The sequence below is a fragment of the Kocuria sp. CPCC 205261 genome, assembly GCF_040981025.1.
In the GTDB taxonomy this organism is placed as follows: domain Bacteria; phylum Actinomycetota; class Actinomycetes; order Actinomycetales; family Micrococcaceae; genus Kocuria; species Kocuria marina.
The window spans coordinates 14,593-34,379 of the sequence record NZ_JAVKPU010000006.1 but is presented as its reverse complement, the minus strand read 5'-3'; the positions used below and the strand labels follow the sequence as shown (position 1 = coordinate 34,379).

General features: G+C 69.2%; 18 protein-coding genes. 10 read left to right on the top strand and 8 right to left on the bottom strand.

Translation table 11 applies throughout. The features are described 5' to 3' along the window. Positions 1 to 121: 121 nt before the first annotated feature. Positions 122 to 1,579: a benzaldehyde dehydrogenase gene (locus RF646_RS07465; protein ID WP_167317903.1), complete on the top strand. Its 1,458-nt coding sequence runs from the start codon at positions 122 to 124 to the stop codon at positions 1,577 to 1,579. 160 nt (positions 1,580 to 1,739) lie between these two features. Here the strand turns inward: RF646_RS07465 and RF646_RS07460 are convergent, their stop codons facing one another. From RF646_RS07460 to RF646_RS07450, 3 genes are read right to left on the bottom strand one after another with little or no spacing between them, the layout of a single operon-like run. Further along, on the bottom strand, positions 1,740 to 3,245 hold the full coding sequence (locus RF646_RS07460) for a tripartite tricarboxylate transporter permease (protein ID WP_368835624.1): 1,506 nt from the start codon (positions 3,243 to 3,245) through the stop codon (positions 1,740 to 1,742). Beyond that, on the bottom strand, positions 3,246 to 3,896 hold the full coding sequence (locus RF646_RS07455) for a tripartite tricarboxylate transporter TctB family protein (RefSeq protein ID WP_242670549.1): 651 nt from the start codon (positions 3,894 to 3,896) through the stop codon (positions 3,246 to 3,248). Next, positions 3,893 to 4,894, bottom strand: a complete 1,002-nt coding sequence (locus RF646_RS07450) for a tripartite tricarboxylate transporter substrate binding protein (RefSeq protein WP_085106747.1) — start codon at positions 4,892 to 4,894, stop codon at positions 3,893 to 3,895. The genes RF646_RS07455 and RF646_RS07450 overlap by 4 nt, the downstream gene beginning before the upstream one ends. Before the next feature lie 210 nt (positions 4,895 to 5,104). On the opposite strand from RF646_RS07450, the gene RF646_RS07445 reads away from it, so the two are divergent. The 5 genes from RF646_RS07445 to RF646_RS07425 all read left to right on the top strand — a co-directional run bounded on the left by RF646_RS07445 (position 5,105) and on the right by RF646_RS07425 (position 10,186). Further along, complete coding sequence (locus RF646_RS07445) at positions 5,105 to 5,461, top strand: universal stress protein (RefSeq protein WP_035960942.1); 357 nt, start codon at positions 5,105 to 5,107, stop codon at positions 5,459 to 5,461. A 224-nt stretch (positions 5,462 to 5,685) separates the two neighbouring features. Continuing rightward, entirely contained in the window at positions 5,686 to 7,008 is a 1,323-nt protein-coding gene (locus tag RF646_RS07440) for an MATE family efflux transporter (RefSeq protein ID WP_367404964.1), read from the top strand. 110 nt (positions 7,009 to 7,118) lie between these two features. After that, positions 7,119 to 8,114 carry a universal stress protein gene (locus RF646_RS07435; RefSeq protein ID WP_368835623.1) on the top strand — a complete coding sequence of 332 codons (996 nt, stop codon included), beginning with the start codon at positions 7,119 to 7,121 and terminating at the stop codon, positions 8,112 to 8,114. Positions 8,115 to 8,167: 53 nt separating this feature from the next. Beyond that, entirely contained in the window at positions 8,168 to 9,058 is an 891-nt protein-coding gene (locus tag RF646_RS07430; protein ID WP_368835622.1) for a universal stress protein, read from the top strand. Positions 9,059 to 9,196: 138 nt separating this feature from the next. Next, on the top strand, positions 9,197 to 10,186 hold the full coding sequence (locus tag RF646_RS07425; protein WP_064846422.1) for a YgcG family protein: 990 nt from the start codon (positions 9,197 to 9,199) through the stop codon (positions 10,184 to 10,186). Positions 10,187 to 10,261: 75 nt separating this feature from the next. Here RF646_RS07425 and pdxT read toward each other — a convergent pair whose 3' ends face one another. Then, entirely contained in the window at positions 10,262 to 10,918 is a 657-nt protein-coding gene (pdxT, locus tag RF646_RS07420) for a pyridoxal 5'-phosphate synthase glutaminase subunit PdxT (protein ID WP_368835621.1), read from the bottom strand. Next, positions 10,915 to 11,844 carry a pyridoxal 5'-phosphate synthase lyase subunit PdxS gene (gene pdxS, locus RF646_RS07415; protein ID WP_368835620.1) on the bottom strand — a complete coding sequence of 310 codons (930 nt, stop codon included), beginning with the start codon at positions 11,842 to 11,844 and terminating at the stop codon, positions 10,915 to 10,917. The genes pdxT and pdxS overlap by 4 nt, the downstream gene beginning before the upstream one ends. 177 nt (positions 11,845 to 12,021) lie before the next feature. On the opposite strand from pdxS, the gene RF646_RS07410 reads away from it, so the two are divergent. The 4 genes from RF646_RS07410 to RF646_RS07395 all read left to right on the top strand — a co-directional run bounded on the left by RF646_RS07410 (position 12,022) and on the right by RF646_RS07395 (position 16,090). Further along, positions 12,022 to 13,194, top strand: a complete 1,173-nt coding sequence (locus tag RF646_RS07410; protein ID WP_167317909.1) for an ATP-binding protein — start codon at positions 12,022 to 12,024, stop codon at positions 13,192 to 13,194. Further along, on the top strand, positions 13,191 to 14,855 hold the full coding sequence (locus RF646_RS07405) for a PLP-dependent aminotransferase family protein (RefSeq protein WP_368835619.1): 1,665 nt from the start codon (positions 13,191 to 13,193) through the stop codon (positions 14,853 to 14,855). The genes RF646_RS07410 and RF646_RS07405 overlap by 4 nt, the downstream gene beginning before the upstream one ends. 63 nt (positions 14,856 to 14,918) lie before the next feature. Continuing rightward, positions 14,919 to 15,560: a hypothetical protein gene (locus tag RF646_RS07400; RefSeq protein WP_240505634.1), complete on the top strand. Its 642-nt coding sequence runs from the start codon at positions 14,919 to 14,921 to the stop codon at positions 15,558 to 15,560. Between the two features lie 80 nt (positions 15,561 to 15,640). Next, entirely contained in the window at positions 15,641 to 16,090 is a 450-nt protein-coding gene (locus RF646_RS07395; RefSeq protein WP_085106755.1) for a hypothetical protein, read from the top strand. Positions 16,091 to 16,232: 142 nt separating this feature from the next. Here RF646_RS07395 and RF646_RS07390 read toward each other — a convergent pair whose 3' ends face one another. The 3 genes from RF646_RS07390 to RF646_RS07380 form a co-directional block, all read right to left on the bottom strand. After that, positions 16,233 to 18,680, bottom strand: coding sequence for a cation-translocating P-type ATPase (locus tag RF646_RS07390; protein ID WP_064846428.1), 2,448 nt, complete (start codon positions 18,678 to 18,680; stop codon positions 16,233 to 16,235). Next, complete coding sequence (locus RF646_RS07385; RefSeq protein ID WP_035960929.1) at positions 18,667 to 18,876, bottom strand: heavy-metal-associated domain-containing protein; 210 nt, start codon at positions 18,874 to 18,876, stop codon at positions 18,667 to 18,669. The genes RF646_RS07390 and RF646_RS07385 overlap by 14 nt, the downstream gene beginning before the upstream one ends. Positions 18,877 to 18,962: 86 nt before the next feature. Then, positions 18,963 to 19,280 (bottom strand): metal-sensitive transcriptional regulator, encoded by a 318-nt coding sequence (locus RF646_RS07380; RefSeq protein WP_064846429.1) that lies wholly within the window; start codon positions 19,278 to 19,280, stop codon positions 18,963 to 18,965. Positions 19,281 to 19,787 lie beyond the last annotated feature (507 nt).

The window sequence follows — 19,787 nt, the reverse complement described above, 5'->3', positions numbered from 1 at the left end:
GGTCGCCCGCTCACTCCCATGCCGTTCGCGGGCCGCGGATATCACCCGGCCCCGTGGTCTGGATGGGGCCGGCTCCCGCACAATGGAGATCGATCACGTGGCACACCAGGAGGTAAGGGACATGGCGATTCTCGAGGACGGCCGATGGGACGGGAAGATCTTCGACGGGGAGTGGACGGAGGGTTCCGGTGAGCCCATCACGGTGCTGAACCCGGCCTCGGAAGCGGTCCTGGGTCACGTGGGTGCGGCCACGCCGGAGGACGTGTACCGGGCGGCGTCCGCGGCGTCGTCGGCCCAGCAGTCCTGGGCAGCGCTCAAGCCCACCGAGCGCGCGGCCGTGCTGCGCCGGGCGGGGCAGTTGTTCGAGGAGCACGCTGACGAGGTCGTGGACTGGGTCGTGCGCGAGACCGGCGCCATCCAGCCCAAGGCCGGGATGGAGGCCCACGTGGCCGCGCAGGAATGCTTCGAGGCGTCCGCGCTGCCCACGCACGCGAAGGGCCAGGTGCTGGCTTCGGACGACCCGCACTGGTCGCTCGCGCGGCGTCTGCCCGCCGGGGTGGTGTCGGTGATCTCCCCGTTCAACTTCCCCCTGATCCTCTCGATCCGTTCCGTGGCACCCGCGCTCGCGCTCGGTAATGCGGTGCTGCTCAAGCCGGACCCGCGCACGCCCGTGACCGGCGGAGTGCTGATCGCACGCATCTTCGAGGAGGCCGGGCTTCCCGAGGGCGTGCTGCACGTGCTGCCCGGCGGCGGGGACGCCGGTGCGGCCGCCGTGGACGCACCCGAGGTCCGGATCGTGTCCTTCACGGGTTCCACCGAGGCGGGGCGGCACGTGGGCGCGGCCGGTGCCCAGCATCTCAAGCGCACGCACCTGGAGCTCGGTGGCAACAACGCGATGATCGTGCTGCCCTCCGCGGACCTGGACCTGGCCGCGAGCGTGGGTGCCATGGGGACCTTCTTCCACCAGGGTCAGGTGTGCATGACCACGGGACGGCACATCGTGCACCGGGACGTCTACGAGGAATACGTCCAGCGACTCGCGGACAAGGCGGACGCCCTCGTGGTGGGCGACCCCTCCGAGGGACAGGTCCACCTGGGCCCGATCATCGACGAGAAGCAGCTGAAGTCCGTGGACTCCAAGGTCCAGGAATCGGTGATCGCCGGCGCCACGATCCGGGCGGGTGCCACCCACGACGGGTTGTTCTATCGCCCCACGGTGCTGACTGATCTTTCCCCTGAGATGCCGGCGTGGAACCAGGAGATCTTCGGCCCGGTGGCACCCGTAATCGCGGTGTCCTCCGTGGACGAGGCCGTGGCGCTGGCCAACGCCTCCGAGTACGCGCTGTCCCTGTCGATCCTGGGCGAGGTGGGGGAGGCCATGAAGGTCGCGGACCGCGTCACGGCCGGGAAGATCCACATCAACGAGATGACCGTGATGGACGAGGCCACCGCCCCCATGGGTGGGATGAAGGCCTCCGGCACGGGCGTGCACTTCGGTGGGGCGGACGCCAACGTCGAGGCGTTCACCGAGCTGCAATGGGTCACCCTCAGCCCGGACATCCCGCAGTACCCATTCTGATCGGGCAATCCCGCCCGGCCCCGAGGACCGCGACGGCGTGTGATTTTGCTGAGCTAAAGCAGCGAACCACCCTCTGAGAGGGGGTTTGCGTGCTTTGGCTCAGCAAAATCAGTGCACCCGCACTTGGGAGAGGGTGGGGTTTACCCGGAGACGAGTCGGTTCAGACGTCCCTGCGGGTGCGGCTCGTGACTCTGCTGCGCAGTGTCAGGAGCAGGATGATCACCAGGACCCCGTAGAGCACGAGCACGATCGGACCGCTCACCAGGACCGAGGCGTCACCGTCCGCGCTGATCAGGGCGTCCCGCAGGCTCGTCTCCGCGAGCGGACCCAGGACCATCCCGATGATCAGCGGCGCGAGCGGGTAATCATGCATACGCATCAAGAAGCCGACGAGTCCCACGCCCAGGAGCATGAGCAGGTCGAAGGTGGAGCCGGACGTCGCGTAGATGCCCAGGCCGCAGAACACCGTGATGCCCGCGTACAGGTACGGGCGCGGGATGAGCAGTAGCTTGGCCCACACCATCGCGAACGGCAGGTTGATGATCAGCAGCACGATCATCGCGATGAAGAAGCTGGCCAACAGCGCCCACACGAGATCAGGGGCGCGCTCGAACAGCAGCGGCCCTGGTTGCAGCCCGTACTGCCGGAACGCGGCGAGCATGATGGCGGCGGTCGCGGAGATGGGCAGGCCCAGCGCGAGCAGCGCACCCATGGCCATACCGGTGGTGGCGTTGCCCGCGGCCTCGGGTGCGGCAAGACCTCGAATGGCGCCCTTGCCGAATTGCGGGTCGCGACGACGCCGATCCAGCTTGCGTTCCGCGCCGAATGCCAGGAACGTGGGGATCTCCGCGCCGCCGGCCGGGACCACGCCGAACGGCAAGCCGATGGCCGTGCCGCGCAACCATGCCGGGGTGGCCTCCCGCAGTTCCTTGCGGCTCAACCAGGGCCGCCCCTGGGCCTTCAGCATCCTTCCCTGGCTCTGGAACCGGGCGGTCGTGGCGAAATAGATCACCTCACCCAGCGCGAGCACCGCGACCGTGACGGTCACCAGGGAGATCCCGTCGAAGAGGTAGGGGGAGTTCATGGTGAACCGCGGGATGCCGGTCACGGAGTCGATACCCACCACGGCGATCCCCAGTCCCAGGGCGAGGGACAGCAAACCCTTGATCGCGGAGTCCGTCACCACGGAGGACGTGGCCACGAACGCGAACAGGGCCAGGGCGAAGAACTCCGCCGGACCGAACTGGGTGGAGAACTCGGCCAGGAAGGGTGCGAAGAACACGACCACCACGGACGCCACGAAACCACCGATGAACGCCCCGATGGCCGCCGTGGCGAGCGCTTGTGGGGCTCTGCCGGTGAGCGCCATCTTGTGGCCCTCGAACGTGGACGCAATGGCCGAGGCCTGGCCCGGGGTGTTCATGAGGATGCCCATGGTGGAATCCCCGAACAGCCCGCCGAAATACACGCCGGAGAACATGATGAACGCCGCGGTGGGATCCAGGGCGAACGTCACGGGCAGCAGCAGCGCCACGGCCATGGAGGACCCCAGGCCGGGCATGACACCCACGGCGGTGCCCAGGAAGCATCCGAGCACCACCCAGAAGAGGTTCTGCAGGGTGAGCGCCCCGGCGAAACCGTCCAGCAACAGCGAGAGGGTCTCCATCTAGAACCCACCCCCCAGGAGGCCGGAGGGCAGGGACAGCCCCAGGGCCATGTCGAAGGCGATGTACGCGAGGGAACTCACGGTCAGCCCCACGACCAGTGAGAACAGCGGGCGGGTGGAGCCGAAGCCGCGGGCCACGCACCAGAACAGTACGGCGGCGCCGATGATCCACCCCAGGAACTCGAGCAGTAGTGCAAACACCAGGAAACCGCCCACCACCCAGGCGAAGGACCGCCACGAGAATTGGGGCGTGGCGGGCTCGTAGGCACCTACGAACTCGTAGCCGGCATCGTCCGCCGAGGGTGCGGCGTCGTCATCGGCGGGGGAGGTGTGCGCGGTGCTGCCCGTCGACGTCGTCGGGTGGCCTCCAGGGGAACGGTCCGCGGACCGGCGGCGCAGGATCGAGAGCACCTCCACGATCACCAGGGCGTAGATCACGGCCGTCACCACGGCCGGGAAGAACCGGGGCCCGGGGAAGTCCACCGACTCCGGGACGGACATGCTGAGCATGCCCACCAGCAGGTACGTCGCGAAAGCCGCGAGCACCAAGGGCATGGTCAGCTCGGACAGCAGCGACCGGTGCGCGGAGGGCGGCGCCTCCTGCGGGGGTGGTGCGGACGCCGGGGTCGACCCGGTCACCTGTGATGTCACAGTCCCAACTCCTTGTAGAGGCCCTGGATGCGGGTCTTCTCGTCCGCGAGGAAACGGGTGAGCTCCTCGCCCGTGATCACGTTCTCGTTCCAGTTGAAGCGTTCGATGGCCTCCCGCCACTGCGGTGTGGCGATCGTTTCCCGCACAATGGTCTCGAGCTCGGTCTTCTCCTCCGGCGTGATCCCACCCGGTGCCACGAGCAAGCGCCAGTTGGCCAGGGTGACGTCGAAGCCCTGCTCCACGGTCGTGGGGATCTCCACCCCGGGCACGGGTTCGCGGGCCACGACGCCCAGGGCCCGCAACCGCCCGGACTCGATCTGGTCGATGGAATCCGGGTACCCGCTGGCCGCGGCGGCCGCCGTGCCGTTGAGGAGGGCCTGGGTGGATTCACCGCCGCCGTCCGAGGACACGTAGATCATGTCCTTGGGTGCCAACCCGGCACTGATCGCCATCTCGGTCACGACCAGCTGGTCGAAGGAACCGCCTCCGGTCCACGGGACCTTGCCGGGGGTCTTGGCCCACGCCGTCATGAGTTCCTTCAGGGACGTGTACGGGGAATCGCCGGGGACCACGATCACGTCGTACTCCTCCACCACCACGGCCAGGGGATTCACGTCCGCGTAGGTGGTGGCGGAGTCGTACTGGATGGTGGCCGCCAACTGACCCGTGCCACCCACCATGAGGTTGTTGGCCTTGCCGGAGAGGATCTCCAGGTTCCCGAGCGCGATGGTCCCGCCGGCACCCGGGATGTTCACCACCTGGGTGTTGTTCACGATGCCGTTGGCCCGTTGGGCCTGCTGCATCTCCCGGGCCACGGTGTCCCACCCGCCGCCCGCGGCCGCCGGGGCGATAATGGTCAGCGACGAACGGAGGTCGTTGCCGCCGGATGCCGATGCGATAGACCCCGCCGTCGCGGTTCCGATGGCCCCCAGGGCCACGAGTCCCCCGAGACCGTAGGTCAGGAACGTGCGGCGGTCGGGGGAGTGGGTGGAGCTCATGGATTCTCCCGGGATTCGCGGTAAGGGGGATTCCCGCCGCCCACGGGGCCGCGAGAAGTGTGACTTAGGATACACATATCCCCACGTGGGAGGCGGTACCGACGCGGACCCCGGGATTCACCGAGCCGGCACCGGTTCACCGCCCGGGGGCGATCTCGCCCCGCCCCGGAACCTGCCCCCCAGATGGATCGCGCACAGAGAAGAGGACCCATGGCCATCATCCTTGCCGCCGCCGAGACTCCGGCCGGTCACGCCGCCCGCGACTTCGCCGTGCAGGAAGCCCGGCGTCGCGACACGGACCTCGTGGTATTCCCCGTGGACGGGAACGAGCCGGATCTGTCCGCGATCCCGTACGAGCGCGTGAGCGTGGAGCATGCCGCCGCCCGCAGCCGCAATGCCGTGGGGGATCTGGTGGACGCCACCAACCGCGCGGAGATCGACGCCGTGGTGGTGGGGGTCCGACGGCGGTCCCCCGCGGGCAAGATCTTCCTGGGTTCTTCCGCGCAGCAGATCATCCTGGAATCCGCCGTCCCCGTGATCGCGGTGAAACCCGCCCCGGGACGCTGACCCTGCCCGCCTCGGCGGGTGACTGATCCCCTTACCCTGGTGCGGTGCCTTCCTTCCGCTCACGCCCGAACTCCCGCGCGCCCCAAAACGCCCGCCCCCCGGAGCCCAGTCCCGGAGGTCTCCACCGCGGGGGCCCCGCAGCTTCCGAGGAGCCCGTGACGCCCGAGGGCCCGGCAACGCCGTCGGATCCTGGGACCCCGTCCAAGACCGCGGGCGGGAAGAGCCTGAACCGCCAGATCCTCGCGCTCGCCGTCCCGGCGTTCGGAGCGCTGATCGCGGAGCCGCTGTTCCTGCTCGCTGACTCGGCGATCATCGGCCACCTGGGCACGGCGCAGCTCGCGGGGGTAGGGATCGCCGCGACGGTGGTGCAGACGGTCGTGGGACTCATGGTCTTCCTGGCCTACAGCACCACCCCCGCGGTGGCCCGGCACGTGGGTGGTGGCAGACTCGCCGATGCCCTGCGCGTGGGTCGGGACGGACTGTGGACCGCCGCGGGTCTCGGGGTGCTGCTCGCCGCGGTGGGTGCCGTGGCCGTTCGTCCCCTGCTGCGCGCCCTGGGTGCGGAGGGCGAAGTGCTGGAGCACGCGACGTCGTACGCGTTGTGGTCCCTGCCCGGACTCGTGGCCATGCTGATCGTGCTGGCCGCCGTGGGTGTGCTGCGAGGTCTGCAGGACACGACCACCCCGCTCGTGATCGCGGGCGTGGGCGCCGCCGTGAACGCGGGGCTGAACGTGGCGCTCGTGTACGGCGCGCAGCTGGGCGTCGCGGGCGCGGCGATCGGCACGAGCATCACGCAGTGGGCCATGGCTGTGACGTACCTGATCATGCTCACTCGGCAGTTCCGACGGCGCGGCGTGAGCCTCGCGACGTCCTGGGCCGGGGTGCGCACGCACCTCACGGTGGGGACATGGCTCATGCTGCGCACCCTGTCCCTGCGCGCCGCGATCCTGGTGACCGTGGTGGTGGCCACGGCGCAGGGGGCCGAGAACCTCGCGGCCTACCAACTGACCATGACGATCTTCAACTTCCTGGCCTTCGCACTGGACGCCCTGGCCATTGCCGCCCAGGCGCTGCTGGGCAAGGAACTCGGCGCCCGGGACCTGCGACGGCGCTCGGAACGCGAACATGTCCGGAGGCTCATGCATCGACTGATCCGGTGGGGCCTGGGCTTCGGCGTGGTCACGGGCGTGATCGTGGGTCTGCTCGGGCCGCACCTGGGCTTCCTCTTCACCTCGTCGCGGGACGTCCAGGTGATCTTCGGGGTCGCGTTGATCGTCGTGGCCGTGGGTCAGCCCCTCGCGGCATTCGTGTTCGTGCTCGACGGCGTTCTGATCGGCGCCGGCGACGCTCGCTATCTCGCCCTGGCCGGGGTCATCAACCTGGTCGTGTACGCGCCCCTGTTGTGGCTCGTTCTCGAACGGGGTGGGAGCGGCACCGTGGGCGCGGCGTGGCTTTGGATTGCGTACGCGGGCGGGTACATGGGCGCCCGTGCCGTGACCCTGGGTCTGCGCATCCGCGGGGACCGGTGGATGTTCGTGATGGCGTGAGCGGCCCGCGGAGCCGGCCCGGCGCCAGGAGGCTCCGTGCGGCGTCGTCACAGGCCTGAAATCGCGTGGTGGACCGCGCCGTTGCGGGGTGCGGAGACTATCCTGGAGGTATGAACAACGACGTTCTGAACACCTCGTCCAACGCTCCCGTCCTGGTGGGTATTGATGGTTCCGAGATCGCGCTGCGCGCCCTCGACCGTGCCCTCACGGAGGCGGCCGCCCGCAAAGTCCCCGTGCGCCTGTTGTGCGCGTTCCCCGTCGCGGTCGTGGGGGATCCAGGCCTGGAACAGCGCTTCCACGACGCCGTGAAGGCGGAGAGCGAATCCCATCTCGAGGCCGCCGAGGAGTACGCCCGCTCCCACGCCCCGGACGTCGAGATCCGCAAGGTCCTGGGCGAGGGCGACGCCGCTCGGGCCGTCCTGCACGCCGCCAAGGACGCGTGCCTGGTGGTCATGGGCAAGCGCGGCAAGGGCGATGCCCTGCGGGGTCGGCTGGGCTCGGTCTCCGCGGCCGTGGCGGCCCACAGCCCCGTGCCCGTGATCGTGGTCCCGCCCGGAACCCACGAGGACGACTCGGACGCCAAACTCGCCCGCGAGGAGGGCCGGGACGGCAAGGACGTGCGCGTCTCCGACGACCAGGCCCAGGGTGGAACCCGCACTCCTGCCTCCGAGATGGACTTCTCCGGCTCCGTGGTCGTGGGCGTGGACGGCGCGGGGGAGAAGAACCCCGCGGTAGCGCACGCGATCCAGTACGCCCTGTCCCATGACGCGACCCTGAGCCTCGTCTCCGTGAACGGCGCCCTGTCCGGGACCCCGGAGTGGTTCCAGGACCAGTACAACCAGACCTACTACTTCCAGGAATCGCTTGAACGGCTCTCAGAACTGGCGCGCACCATTGCTGAGCGGGAACCCCGGTTGCGGGTCACCCAGCACGCGTTCCTGGGCCGCCCCGGCCGGGTGCTCGTGCAGGCCACCCGGACCGCGGACCTTGTGGTCGTGGGCTCCCGCGGGATCGGTGGGTTCACGGGTCTGTTGCTCGGATCCGTGTCCCAGGCCGTGCTGAGCTCCGCTGCCGGGCCCGTGATGGTGGTCCCCAGCGGGCGCTGAGTCCCGATCCGCACTCCCCCTCGAAATACAGTTAAGAAACTAGGTGCAGACAGATGACACAGAACATCGTGGTGGCGTACGACGGTTCCGATCACAGTGAGCGGGCCCTGGACTGGGCGATCCTCGAGGCCCAGAAGCGGCAGAAGCCGTTGAAGATCGTGCTCTCCACGGGCCGCCAGACCGGCCTGGACCAGTCCATCTATGGAGCCTTCGCGGATGCGCTGCACCAGGAATCGGAGCGGCTGGCCACGCGCGCCGTGGAGAAGGCCAAGGCGGGCGGCGTCACCGGGCAGGGCATCATCGAGCGCGGCGACGCCGCCGGCGTGATCGTCTACGAGGCCCAGGACGCCTCCGTGGTGGTCCTCGGCAAGCGCGGGCACCACGGGGTGCGCGGGCGCGTGGGTTCGGTCTCCGCCGCGGTGGCCGCCCACTCCGCCGCGCCCGTGGTGATCCTCCCGGAGGAGTGGCGCCCTGGCGAACGTGAGACCCGGCCCGAGGGTGAGAGCTTCGAGGGTCGCGTGGTCGTGGGCGTGGACAAGCTCGGCGCCAAGAACAAGGCGGTGCCGCAGGCCGCCCGGTACGCCGCGGATCACGGGCTGCGGCTCGCGATCGTGAGCGTGGTCCCCACCACGAGCTACCTGCCCATGAACTCCGCCGAGCTGGATCGCGCCGTGCAGGAACAGCTCATGGCCCCGGCCAAGGAGCTCACCGATTCCGTGGCCGAGGAACTGCGCAAGGACTTCCCGGGCCTAGAGATCGAGACCCGCGTGCTGGAGGGCCGCCCCGCGGACGCACTCGTGGACGCCTCCCGCACCGCCGAGCTGCTCGTCATGGGCACCCGCGGGTACGGCGGGTTCCGCGGTCTGCTCATGGGTTCGGTGTCCCAGGCCGCCCTCGCGGACGCCGAGTGCCCCGTGATGGTGGTCCCCACCGCGCGCCGCTGAGTCGGGCGCTCTCGAAACCCACTGGGTCTCGAGAGCAACGCGCCGTCGGGACCGCCGGGCCGCGCGGCGTCATCGTACCCGCACCCTGGCCTACGAGAACCTGTGCCGGCCAGCATGTGACGAAACCCGGGAGGATCCGTGGACACCGAGACGCTCAGGATGGCGCCCCTGCGGCGCATCATCACGACCGGCGCGCTGGGGGCGGTGCTCGTCGCGGGAGTCGCCGAGCCCGCCCACGCCCTGGACGTGCCACCCCGCCCCACCGAGGGTGCGGTGCAGGACCAGGCGGACCTGCTGACCCCGGACCAGGAAGCACAGCTGAACCGATTGATCGGGGAGAAGAACTCCGAGAACGAGTACATCCGCGCGGCCGTGCTCACGGTGGACGACACCCAGGGAGAGAGCATCGAGGACTACTCCCGCACGGTGGCCACGGACTGGGGCGTGGGAGACGACGGCCGCAACAATGGGGTGCTCGTGGTCGCGGACATGGGCGAACGTGAGCTGCGCATCGAGGTCGCGGACGGGGCCCGCGAGGTGCTCTCGGACGGGGACGCCCGGAACATCATGCAGGACGAGCTGGAACCGGGGTTCAAGAAAGAGGATTACGCGGGAGCGTTCACGAACACCATCACCGAGGTCTACGACGAGGCGAATCCGCAAGCGGCCGCGGATCGTGAAGCCAAGAGCAACACCTTGCTCCGCGTGATTCTGGGCCTCGTGGGAGCGGGTGTCCTGGTGGGGCTTTTTCTGGCATGGCGCCATCACCGGCAGAACAAACGGATCCGGGAGCAGGCGGAGGGCGAGATCGAGCAGTTCCAGCGGGAGCACCCGGACGAGGAGATCACGGACGGGATGCGCCAGGCGTACTACAAGTACCGCCTCCAGAACCGCAAGGCCCCCGGGCTCAACGACAAACCCAATCGGGCCAAGGACGCGGACGGCATCGAGCACGAGATCCGGTACGCGCCCACGTTCCGCTCGTGGTTGCCGCTCTACGTGATGTACCCGGCGGTGTACAACGGTTCGGCGGCATCCTCGGCGGGGTCGTCGTTCGGGAGCTCGTCCCCGTCGTCCTTCGGCGGGGGCGGCGGGTTCACCGGCGGGGGTTCATCAGGGAGTTTCTGACCAGGGACGTTCCGGGAACGTGTCTTCGACACTCCGAGCGGCCGCCGCGGGACGAACGCGCGGCCGTGGCCCGCGCTATGCGTTCGCGCCCGTCCGGACCATGCTCAGCAGTTCCTCGTGCACGGTGGTCTCTCCCATGAGCTCGGGGTGGAAACTGATGCCCAGGACATTGGCCTGGCGAACGGCCACCACCGTGTCGCGGTAGCGGGCCAGCACCTGCACACCGTCCCCCACCTCGGTCACCGAGGGTGCTCGGATGAAGGCCGCGCGGACGACGCCGCTCGGGGTCATCGCGGTGTCGTCGTCCGTCTCCGCGTGGCCAGCGGTGCCGGCCCAGGGGAGCGAAACTTCCGCGGAGTCGACTTGGGAGCCGAACGCATTGCGGTCCACCGTGACGTCCAGAACACCCAGGCTCTGCTGCCCCGGCGTGGGATCCGCAATCCGCGTGGACAGCATGATGAGTCCCGCGCACGTGCCCAGAGTGGGCAGGCCGGCGCGGATGACCCGCTGGAGGGGCTCGAACAGACCGAACGTGCGGCACAGCCGGTCCATCGTGGAGGACTCACCCCCGGGCAGGACGAGCGCGTCCACGGCGGGAGCGTCGTGGTCGCCCAGCAGGTCCGAGACGGAACGGACGCGAACCGCCCGGGCACCCAGCGATTGGAGCATCGCCAGGTGCTCGGCCACCCCGCCCTGCAGCGCCAGGACACCGACGGTGGGGGCGGAGCTCACCAGCCGCGCTCCGCGAGGCGGTGGGGTGCGGGCAGGTCCGCCACGTTGATGCCGACCATGGCCTCGCCCAGGCCGCGGGAGGCCTCTGCGATGCGGGCGGGATCGTCGTAGTAGGCGGTCGCGGCCACGATGGCGCGGGCGCGCTCGGCGGGGTTGCCGGACTTGAAGATGCCCGAGCCCACGAACACGCCGTCCGCACCGAGCTGCATCATCATGGCGGCGTCCGCGGGGGTCGCGATCCCCCCGGCGGTGAACAGCACCACGGGGAGCTTGCCCGTGCGGGCGACCTCCGCCACCAGCTCGTACGGCGCGGACAGTTCCTTGGCCTTGACGTAGAGGGCGTCCGGGGTGGAGGTGTAGAGGCCCTGCAGCTCGGCGATCTGGGCGCGAATGGTGCGGATGTGCTTGGTGGCCTCGGAGACGTCCCCCGTTCCGGCCTCGCCCTTGGAGCGGATCATGGCCGCGCCCTCGGTGATCCGGCGCAGCGCCTCACCCAGGTTGGTCGCACCGCACACGAACGGGACGTTGAAGCGGTGCTTGTCGATGTGGTTGACGTAATCGGCGGGGGAGAGCACCTCGGACTCGTCGATGTAGTCCACCTTGAGGTGCTCGAGCACCTGGGCCTCCACGAAGTGCCCGATCCGCGCCTTGGCCATCACGGGGATGGACACCGAGTCGATGATCTGCTCGATCAGATCGGGATCACTCATGCGCGCCACGCCACCCTGGGAGCGGATGTCCGCGGGAACGCGCTCGAGCGCCATCACAGCCACAGCTCCGGAGTCCTCGGCGATCCGGGCCTGCTCAGCGGTGACCACGTCCATGATCACACCGCCCTTGAGCATGTCGGCCAGGCCGCGCTTGACGAGGCGCGATCCGGTCACGGGGGTGGGGTCCTGGGCGGAGGTCTGCAAGGTTTCGGTCATGGCCTCCATCCTGGCAGCGTGGGTGGTCCATTGACAGAGCCAAAATCGACGAAATGAAGTGGTCCACTTACGCAACGACCGGCACTTAACCCGCGGCCTCTGGCAGCCGTCGATCGATACGCTATCGAAATCTAGGTAAGTATAAAAATATTTATATAATGCTTTACACTTCGGTACATGGACCTCGCAGCCAACCCCTACAGCCCCGGATCCGGGCTGCGTCCCAAGGTGCTCAGTGGCCGGGAGGCAGAGATTTCCGCCTTCGACCTCATGATCGCGCGCGCCAAGCTCCACCGCCCCAACAGGGGCATGGTGCTCACGGGTCTACGCGGAGTCGGAAAGACCGTCCTGCTCAACGTCCTGCGTGCGCATGCGGACAATCACGGCTGGCTCACCGTCCAACTGGAGGGGCGGGCGGAGGCTCGGGGCAGGCAGGACGTGAGAGACAGGTTCGCCCGGGAACTCGTGGTGGCGGCTCGGCGTCATCTCGGCCGTCACCCCGGTCAGTTCTTCGCTGATGCGCTCACGACCATCCAGTCCTTCAGTGTCTCCGTGGGGACGAGCGGTGTCTCGGCCAGTGTCGATCTTCATCCCGTACGCGCGCAGTCCGGGCGGATCGACATCGATGTGGAAGAGCTGGTCGAGGATCTCAGTGAACCACTGAAGGCACAGCACAGCGCATTCGGCCTGTTCATCGACGAGATGCAGGACCTAGACCCGGACATGATGAGCGCAATCGTCACGGTCCAGCACATCGCGGGCCAGCGTGACTGGCCGTTCTACGTGATCTGCGCCGGTCTGCCGAACCTTCCCACGATCCTGAGCGCCACACGCAGTTATGCGGAAAGACTCTTCGACTACCGGGTCATCGGACCGCTGGACCCGGAGCAAGCGCGATACGCGGTGGCACGCCCGGCCAAGGACGTGGGCGCCGAATTCGACACCGAGGCGCTGAACGCCATCGTCGCGGCGTCGGGTGGTTATCCGTACTTCATCCAGGAGTTCGGGAAAGCAGTGTGGGAAGTCGCACCGACCACGCCGTTCACGCTCGAGGACTCGAGGGTGGCCATCGAGAAGGGGTGGGCGCAACTGGACTCCGGATTCTTCCCGGCCCGCTGGGGCAGGGCGACGCCCAAGGAGCGCGAGTACATGAGCGTCATGGCGGTGGACGGTGCGGGCCCCTCCCGCACGGGTGAACTCGCAGCCCGGCTCGGTACCAAGGCCAGCAGCCTGGGCCCTACAAGAGCGCAACTGATCCAGAAGGGGATGATCTACGCTCCCGATCACGGTCAGGTGGCGTTCACCGTTCCCGGCATGGCCGGCTTCATCGCCCGGCAGTCCCGGGAATGAGGCACGCCAGGGACACCGACCTCCCCCTGACCGTCGATCGCACCGCGAGCACGGGTCTGGGGGAGCAGCTCGTGCGGCAGATCCGCGAGCTCGTGGCGCGCGGGGTGCTGCGCCCGGGCGACCCCCTGCCCTCGTCCCGGGCCCTGGCCGCCCGGTTGGGAATCTCGCGCGGAACGGTCACGTCCGCGTGGGACGTCCTCGCGGGTGAGGGCTACCTCGTGGCCGATCGCGGTGCCACGCGGATCACCCCGCATCTGGAAATGCGGCGCGATACAGGGCCCGTTGCCCGTGCTGCCGCTGCGACCGCCGATGCTCCTCGAGCCCGCCCGTCCGGCCCGGTGCCCGGGGGCGACGCCGCGGCGTCGCCCCGCGTCGGACAGCATTCCACCCCCACGTCGCCTCGTGCTGACATACCGGCCGCGGGCATTCCCGCCCCGACGACGTCGCCCGCTCCCACTTCGCAGCGCACGGCCCGTCGGTCCGCGGTGCGGCCCGAGATGATCGACCTGCGCCCTGGGAAGAGCACCATCACGTCCCTGGACACCCCCGCGTGGCGCGGGGCGTGGCGAGACGCGGCGAGCGGCGTCGCCACGGGGCGCACCCTGCGCACCGATCTGCGGGACCACCTCGCGGACTACCTGCGGCTCAATCGCGGGATCGTGCGTTCTCCCGAGGACATCCTCGTCACCGCGGGCGTGCGGGACGGGTTGCAGCTCGCGTTGCGGGTGCTGGGGCTCGCGCGCGGCAGGAGGCTGCGCGTGGCCGTGGAGAATCCCGGGTACCCCGCGCTTCGTCGTGTGGTGCGCGCGCTCGGGCACATCGCCCTGCCGGTGGGGGTGGACGAGCACGGTCTCGTGCCCGAGCATCTGCCCAGCGGTTGGTGGGGCGGGGCGGGGCGGTGGGACGTCGCCCCCGCGCCGGACGCCATCGTGCTCACGCCCGGACACCAGTACCCGCTGGGCGGGACCATGCCCGTGACGCGCCGGATGGAACTGCTCGCGTGGGCCCGTGAGCACGGCGCGCTCGTACTCGAGGACGACTACGACTCCGAACTGCGCCACAGCGCCCAACCCCTGCCCGCCCTCGGGGCATTGGACACCGCCCGGGACACCGTGGTGACCCTGGGCAGTTTCGCCAAGGTGCTCGGCAGTTCCGTGGGCGTGGGGCACCTCGTGGCCCCGGATTCCCTTCTCCCGGACCTTGCACGCACGCGTGCGGAGCTGGGTTCGCCCGTCTCGCTCATCGCCCAGGAAGCGCTCGCGCGGTTCGTGGATTCGGGGGAGTTCCAGCGCCACACGGCCAGGATGCGCCGCTCCTTCCGACGACGCCGCTCGCTGCTCTCCGACGTCCTCGGCGGCCTCCCGCACGTGAGTGTTCTGCCCATGGCCGGCGGTGCCCACGCGGTGCTCGCCGTTCCGGACGAGGACGCCACGATCGAGCGCGCACGACGCCGCGGGGTCCTCGTGGGTGCCCTGGGCGAGTACTGGACGGGGCAGGGCCGCGAGGGTGGTGAACGTGGTGGGGCAGGGGCGTCGTCGTCGCTGGCGGAAGCGGACCGGGGACCCGACGAACGGGGCGGGGTGGTGCTGGGCCTGACCGCGCCGGACCGGGACGTGGAACGCGGTGCCCGGGTGCTGCGGGAGGTACTGGGCGAGCCCTGAACCCGTCCAGGGAAGCTCGTTAGACTGGGCGGGACATCCCCGGCAGATTCAGGAGTTCTCGGCGTGCCCCAACAGATTTCCGCACCGCACGGCGGGCAGGACCGCGGCAGGTCCCGCGGGGCCGACGTGCGCCACGACCTGTGGGGACCCACCCTGCTGCGCGCCGTGGTGGCGCTGATCTTCGCGGCGGTGACCGTCTTCTGGCAGGAACCGTCCCTCGGGGCGGGCCGGTGGGTCATGGCGTTCTTCCTGGTGGGAACGGGCGTCTCCGCGATCTTCCTGCAGCTGCGGCTGAACCGCCGCGAGGACGTGGACCTGGGCCCGAGCCGGAACATCCCGCAGTCCTACGGTGTGCTGTACGTCCTGGGCGGGGTGCTCACCGCGGTGGTTGCGAGCAGCGACTGGCTCTTCGTCCTGTTCTCCGCCGTGATCCTGGGTCTGTGCGGGATCACCGAACTGGTGTTGGGCATGCGTTTCCGTGGCCAGTTCCCGCTGGGTCGTGACTGGACGCTGTGCGGCGTGGTGACCGTGTTCGCGGCCATGGGTATGGTGCTCGTGGAGACCCTCGGAACCAAGGCAGAACTTGGTGTGGTGGGCGGTGCGGCCATCATCGTCGGCGTCACACAGCTCATCGCCGCACTGAGCCTGCGCCACGATGCGCGCGCAGCGGACAAGGCCCTGACGGACCCGGGCCGTACGGCCTGAACGCGTACACTGACACGTTGAACTCGCGGGCGGATCCCCTACCCCCGCCCCACACCCCGACCACCGCCAGGAGGAATCACGTGGCCCAGCGCACTGAGCACAATGGCCGGCGCAGAACCGATATCAAGGGGCCCCTGATCATCTCGGCCGTTCTGGCGGTCGTGGCCTTCGTGGTGGTGTCCGTGGTAGCAGCGGGCGGCACGGACAACGCCGCCCGGATGGGCCTGGGCCTGATCGCGGCGGGCATCGCGTTCATCGCCTCCGTGGTGGTGTGCGCGACCCTCATGCTGCTCGAGAAGCCCAACGCGGAAGAGCTCGGTCAGGGCACCGGCGTGAACCGGTCCTCCGCCAAGCTGTACGCGGAGAACAAGGCCCGCCGGCAGGCCGAACAGGCGCGCGGGGAAGGTTCGGCGGCGACGTCGTCCGGTACCGCCGGTGCCGCGGGGGCGGCAACCACCGACGAACCCCAGTTCGGTCAGCGCGTGCGCCCGGACACCAAGGGTGAGGAGCCGGGCTCGAGCGCTCGTTGACCGCAGGGATCAGGGCTCCTATAGAGAGCGGAGGCCCCGGGGAACCAGTGGTTCCCCGGGGCCTCGCTTTCTTACGCCGTGTCACCCGTGCCGTGCGGCTCTGGTCGCGTGACCCGTGCTGGGCGGCCGTGCGACCGGCTGGTCAGCGCGCGAACCGCTTCAGTCGCAACGAGTTCAGCACCACGAACACCGAGCTGAAGGCCATGGCGGCGCCGGCGATCATGGGGTTCAACAACCCCAGGGCCGCCACCGGAATGGCCACGGTGTTGTAGGCGAAGGCCCAGAACAGGTTGGACTTGATGATGTGCAGCGTCTGCCGGGAGAGCTTGATCGCCAGCGGGATGGCCGTGAGGTCACTGCGCACCACGGTGATGTCCGCGGCCTGCATGGCGGCATCCGTGCCGGAACCCATGGCGATGCCCAGGTCCGCGCGGGTCAGGGCGGGGGCGTCGTTGACGCCGTCACCCACCATGGCCACCACGCGGCCCTGCGACTGCAGCTCTTCCACGGCCTGGACCTTGCCGTCCGGGGTGACGTCCGCGATCACGTCTTCCGGGGCGATCCCCACGTGGGCGGCCACGGAACGGGCCACGGCGGCATTGTCCCCCGTGAGCAGCACCGGGCGCAGCCCGAGCCGCTGGAGTTCCGCGATCGCGGCCGGGGCCTCGTCCTTCACGGTGTCCTGCAGGTCGATGAACCCGGCCACGCGCCCGTCCACGGCCACGAGGATGGTGGTGAAACCGTCCTCGCGGGCGCGGCGCAGGGCCTCGGACTCGTCCGCGGTCAGCCGGATCCCGTTCTGGGTGAGCCAGGATTCCCGGCCCACCACGACGGCGCGCGCGTTCATGCCGTCCGGGACGTACCCCTTGACGCCGCCGCCCGGGGCGGACTCGAAGCGGGAGACCTCGTAGCGGTGGGGCGTGGCTGCGGTGATCGCCTGGGCGATCGGGTGCTCGGAGTAGCTCTCCACGGCCGCGGCCAGATCCAGCACCTGATCCCGCGACCACGAGTTCACCGGCGTCACGGTGGTCACCGCCATGTCCCCGTGGGTCACGGTCCCGGTCTTGTCCAGTACCACGGTGTCCACCGAGCGGGTGTCCTCCAGTACCTCCGCGGAGGTGATCAGGATGCCCAGCTGAGCGCCGCGCCCGGTCCCGGTCAGCATGGCCGTGGGGGTGGCCAGACCCAGGGCGCACGGGCACGCGATCACCAGGACGGAGACCGCCGCGACGAACGCCTGGTTCAGTTCCCCGGACACGAGCCACCAGATCGCGAAGGTCAGCACCGCGATACCCATGACCACGGGCACGAACACGGCAGAGATCCGGTCCGCGAGACGCGCCACGGGGGCCTTGGTGGCCTGCGCGCGCGCCACGGTTCGGCTCATGGAGGCGAGCACGGTGTCCGCACCCACGTGGGTCGCCCGCGCCAGCAGACGACCCGTGGTGTTCACGGTGGCACCCGTGAGTTCATCCCCCGGGCCCACCTCCACGGGAACGGATTCCCCGGTGAGCATGGAGGCGTCCACGGCGGACTCGCCCTCCACGACCAGGGCGTCCGTGGCGATCTTCTCGCCCGGGCGCACCGTGAAGGTGTCCCCCACGCGCAGCTCGGACACGGGCACCGTGCGTTCGGTGCCGTCCTCATCCACCACGGTGGCTTGCTGCGCGCCGAGATCCAGCAACGCCTTGAGTGCCTCACCCGAACGGGATTTGGCGCGCGCTTCGAGCCAGCGGCCCAGCAACAAGAACGTGGTGATGATGGCCGCGGACTCGAAGTACAACTGGTGGCTGGACATGTCCATGGCCATGTCTGGATGGGCATGGGCGGTCATGTCCGGCTCCACGAGCAGGTGGCCCAGCGAGAACAGGTAGGCCGCGGTCACGCCCAGGGACACCAGGGTGTCCATGGTCGTGGAAAGGTGGCGCGCGTTCACGGCGGTGGCCTTGTGGAAAGGCCAGGCCGCCCACGTGACCACGGGCAGTGTCAGCAGCGCGGCCACCCAGCCCCAGTGGGGGAACTGCGCGCCGGGGACCATGGAGATCACGAAGACCGGCACGGAGAAGACCGCGGCCACGATGAACCGCTTCTTGAGGTCGCTCATCCGCCGTTGCGCGGGGGTGGTCTCGAGCGCGGGATCCCGGTGCTCGTTCTCGGCCCGCAGGGTCTCCTCGGCGGTTCGCTCGGGGGTTGTCTCCGAGGACGCATGCCCGCGGGGGTATGCGTCGGTCGTCCCGAGTGCCGATGACGCCCCGCCCCGCGTACCCGCGTGAGCGGCGTCGTCGGCTTGTCTGGGCGTTTCGGCAGGAGCGGAGGCCCGCTGCACGCGGTCCCCACCCGTGATCTCGGCGCCGTAACCGGCGTTGCGGATGGTGTCCAGGATCTGCTCGTCGGAGACGTCCCCGGGGACCTTGACGGACGCGGACTCCAGGGCCAGGTTGACCGCGGGATCCACGCCGTCGATCTTGCGCAGCTTCCGCTCGATCCGTCCCACGCAGGACGCACACGTCATGCCCGTGATCTGCAGGTCCAGATCACGCAGCGGCCCGTGCACCTGCGGTTCGGCCGTAGCTGGTTCAGACGACGGCATACCCGGCCTCTTCCACGGCCGCGGAGATCTCGTCCGAGGTCAGTTCGCGCGAGCTCTCGATGGTCACGGGGGAGACGCCGCCGGCGTTGAGGTCCACGGCCACGGAGGTGACGCCGGGAACCTCGGCCAGTTCCTCCTTCACGGAGGCGACGCAGTGTCCGCAGGTCATGCCGGAAACGTTGACGGTGGTGTTCATGGGATTCTCCTCAATGCTCGTGATTCTCCTGCCGGGCCGTACGGCCCGAAGTCCTGGTGGCCGCGGCGTGGGCCGACGGCGCCCGCTCAGCTCTTGACGAGCCGGGCGATCGCGGCGTTGGCCTCCGCGAGTTTGGCGTCCATGTCCGAGGGGTCCCCGGAGTCGTGGGCGGCCTCCACGGCGTGCTTGACGCAGTGACCCAGGTGCTCTTCCATGAGCCCCAGGCTCACGGATTTCAGGGCGGACTGGATGGCGGAGATCTGGGTGAGGACGTCGATGCAGTAGGTGTCCTCGTCGATCATCCGCTGCACACCGCGCACCTGACCCTCGATGCGCTTGAGGCGGCGGGCATAAGCCGCCTTGTCCTGGGTGTACCCGCGGGTGGGGGTCTCGGGGCTGCTCATGGGTCCAAATTATACCCTACGGGGGTATAGGTCAAGAGGGCCGCCGGGGGCTTCCGGCCGAGGTCCAGGCCTCACGAATCCTTGATTCGGATGGCTACTCGGGGGGTCGAGTGCCTGCCGACTCGGCAACCCTGCGGTTGTGCAGCACCCTGCGCACGGGGGAGTCATCAGCACAAAGGTGGGCACAGGATCCCGGTACCAGGCGGACGGTGACGGCCGCTTACGCCGGGCGATCCACCTGTACTCAGACCGCGATGCACGACCGGAGAACGTGGTCCCCTTGCGAGGAAGTTTCCGATGGTGCGCCACGACCCCCCCCGGCTCACCGGAGGACTGTGTCGAGCGGGGAGTTTTGGGGGCGAGGACGTCATTGGGGCCTTTTTCGCGTGTGAGGACTCGAGTGGATTCGATTGCTTTTACGAATTCCGCAGATGATGCTGATCGCCCACAGGATCACAATGGGCAGGGGCGCGAGAGTCATCCAAGAGGGGTTATCGATGACCGTCA

Excerpts from the sequence above, each read along its gene's own strand:
- RF646_RS07460 (WP_368835624.1), bottom strand. The coding sequence starts at position 3,245 with ATGGAGACCCTCTCGCTGTTGCTGGACGGTTTCGCCGGGGCGCTCACC.
- pdxS (WP_368835620.1), bottom strand. The coding sequence starts at position 11,844 with ATGACCGAAACCTTGCAGACCTCCGCCCAGGACCCCACCCCCGTGACC.
- RF646_RS07445 (WP_035960942.1), top strand. The coding sequence starts at position 5,105 with ATGGCCATCATCCTTGCCGCCGCCGAGACTCCGGCCGGTCACGCCGCC.
- RF646_RS07430 (WP_368835622.1), top strand. The coding sequence starts at position 8,168 with ATGACACAGAACATCGTGGTGGCGTACGACGGTTCCGATCACAGTGAG.
- RF646_RS07390 (WP_064846428.1), bottom strand. The coding sequence starts at position 18,680 with ATGCCGTCGTCTGAACCAGCTACGGCCGAACCGCAGGTGCACGGGCCG.
- RF646_RS07410 (WP_167317909.1), top strand. The coding sequence starts at position 12,022 with ATGGACCTCGCAGCCAACCCCTACAGCCCCGGATCCGGGCTGCGTCCC.
- RF646_RS07465 (WP_167317903.1), top strand. The coding sequence starts at position 122 with ATGGCGATTCTCGAGGACGGCCGATGGGACGGGAAGATCTTCGACGGG.
- RF646_RS07380 (WP_064846429.1), bottom strand. The coding sequence starts at position 19,280 with ATGAGCAGCCCCGAGACCCCCACCCGCGGGTACACCCAGGACAAGGCG.
- RF646_RS07450 (WP_085106747.1), bottom strand. The coding sequence starts at position 4,894 with ATGAGCTCCACCCACTCCCCCGACCGCCGCACGTTCCTGACCTACGGT.
- RF646_RS07405 (WP_368835619.1), top strand. The coding sequence starts at position 13,191 with ATGAGGCACGCCAGGGACACCGACCTCCCCCTGACCGTCGATCGCACC.
- RF646_RS07385 (WP_035960929.1), bottom strand. The coding sequence starts at position 18,876 with ATGAACACCACCGTCAACGTTTCCGGCATGACCTGCGGACACTGCGTC.
- RF646_RS07435 (WP_368835623.1), top strand. The coding sequence starts at position 7,119 with ATGAACAACGACGTTCTGAACACCTCGTCCAACGCTCCCGTCCTGGTG.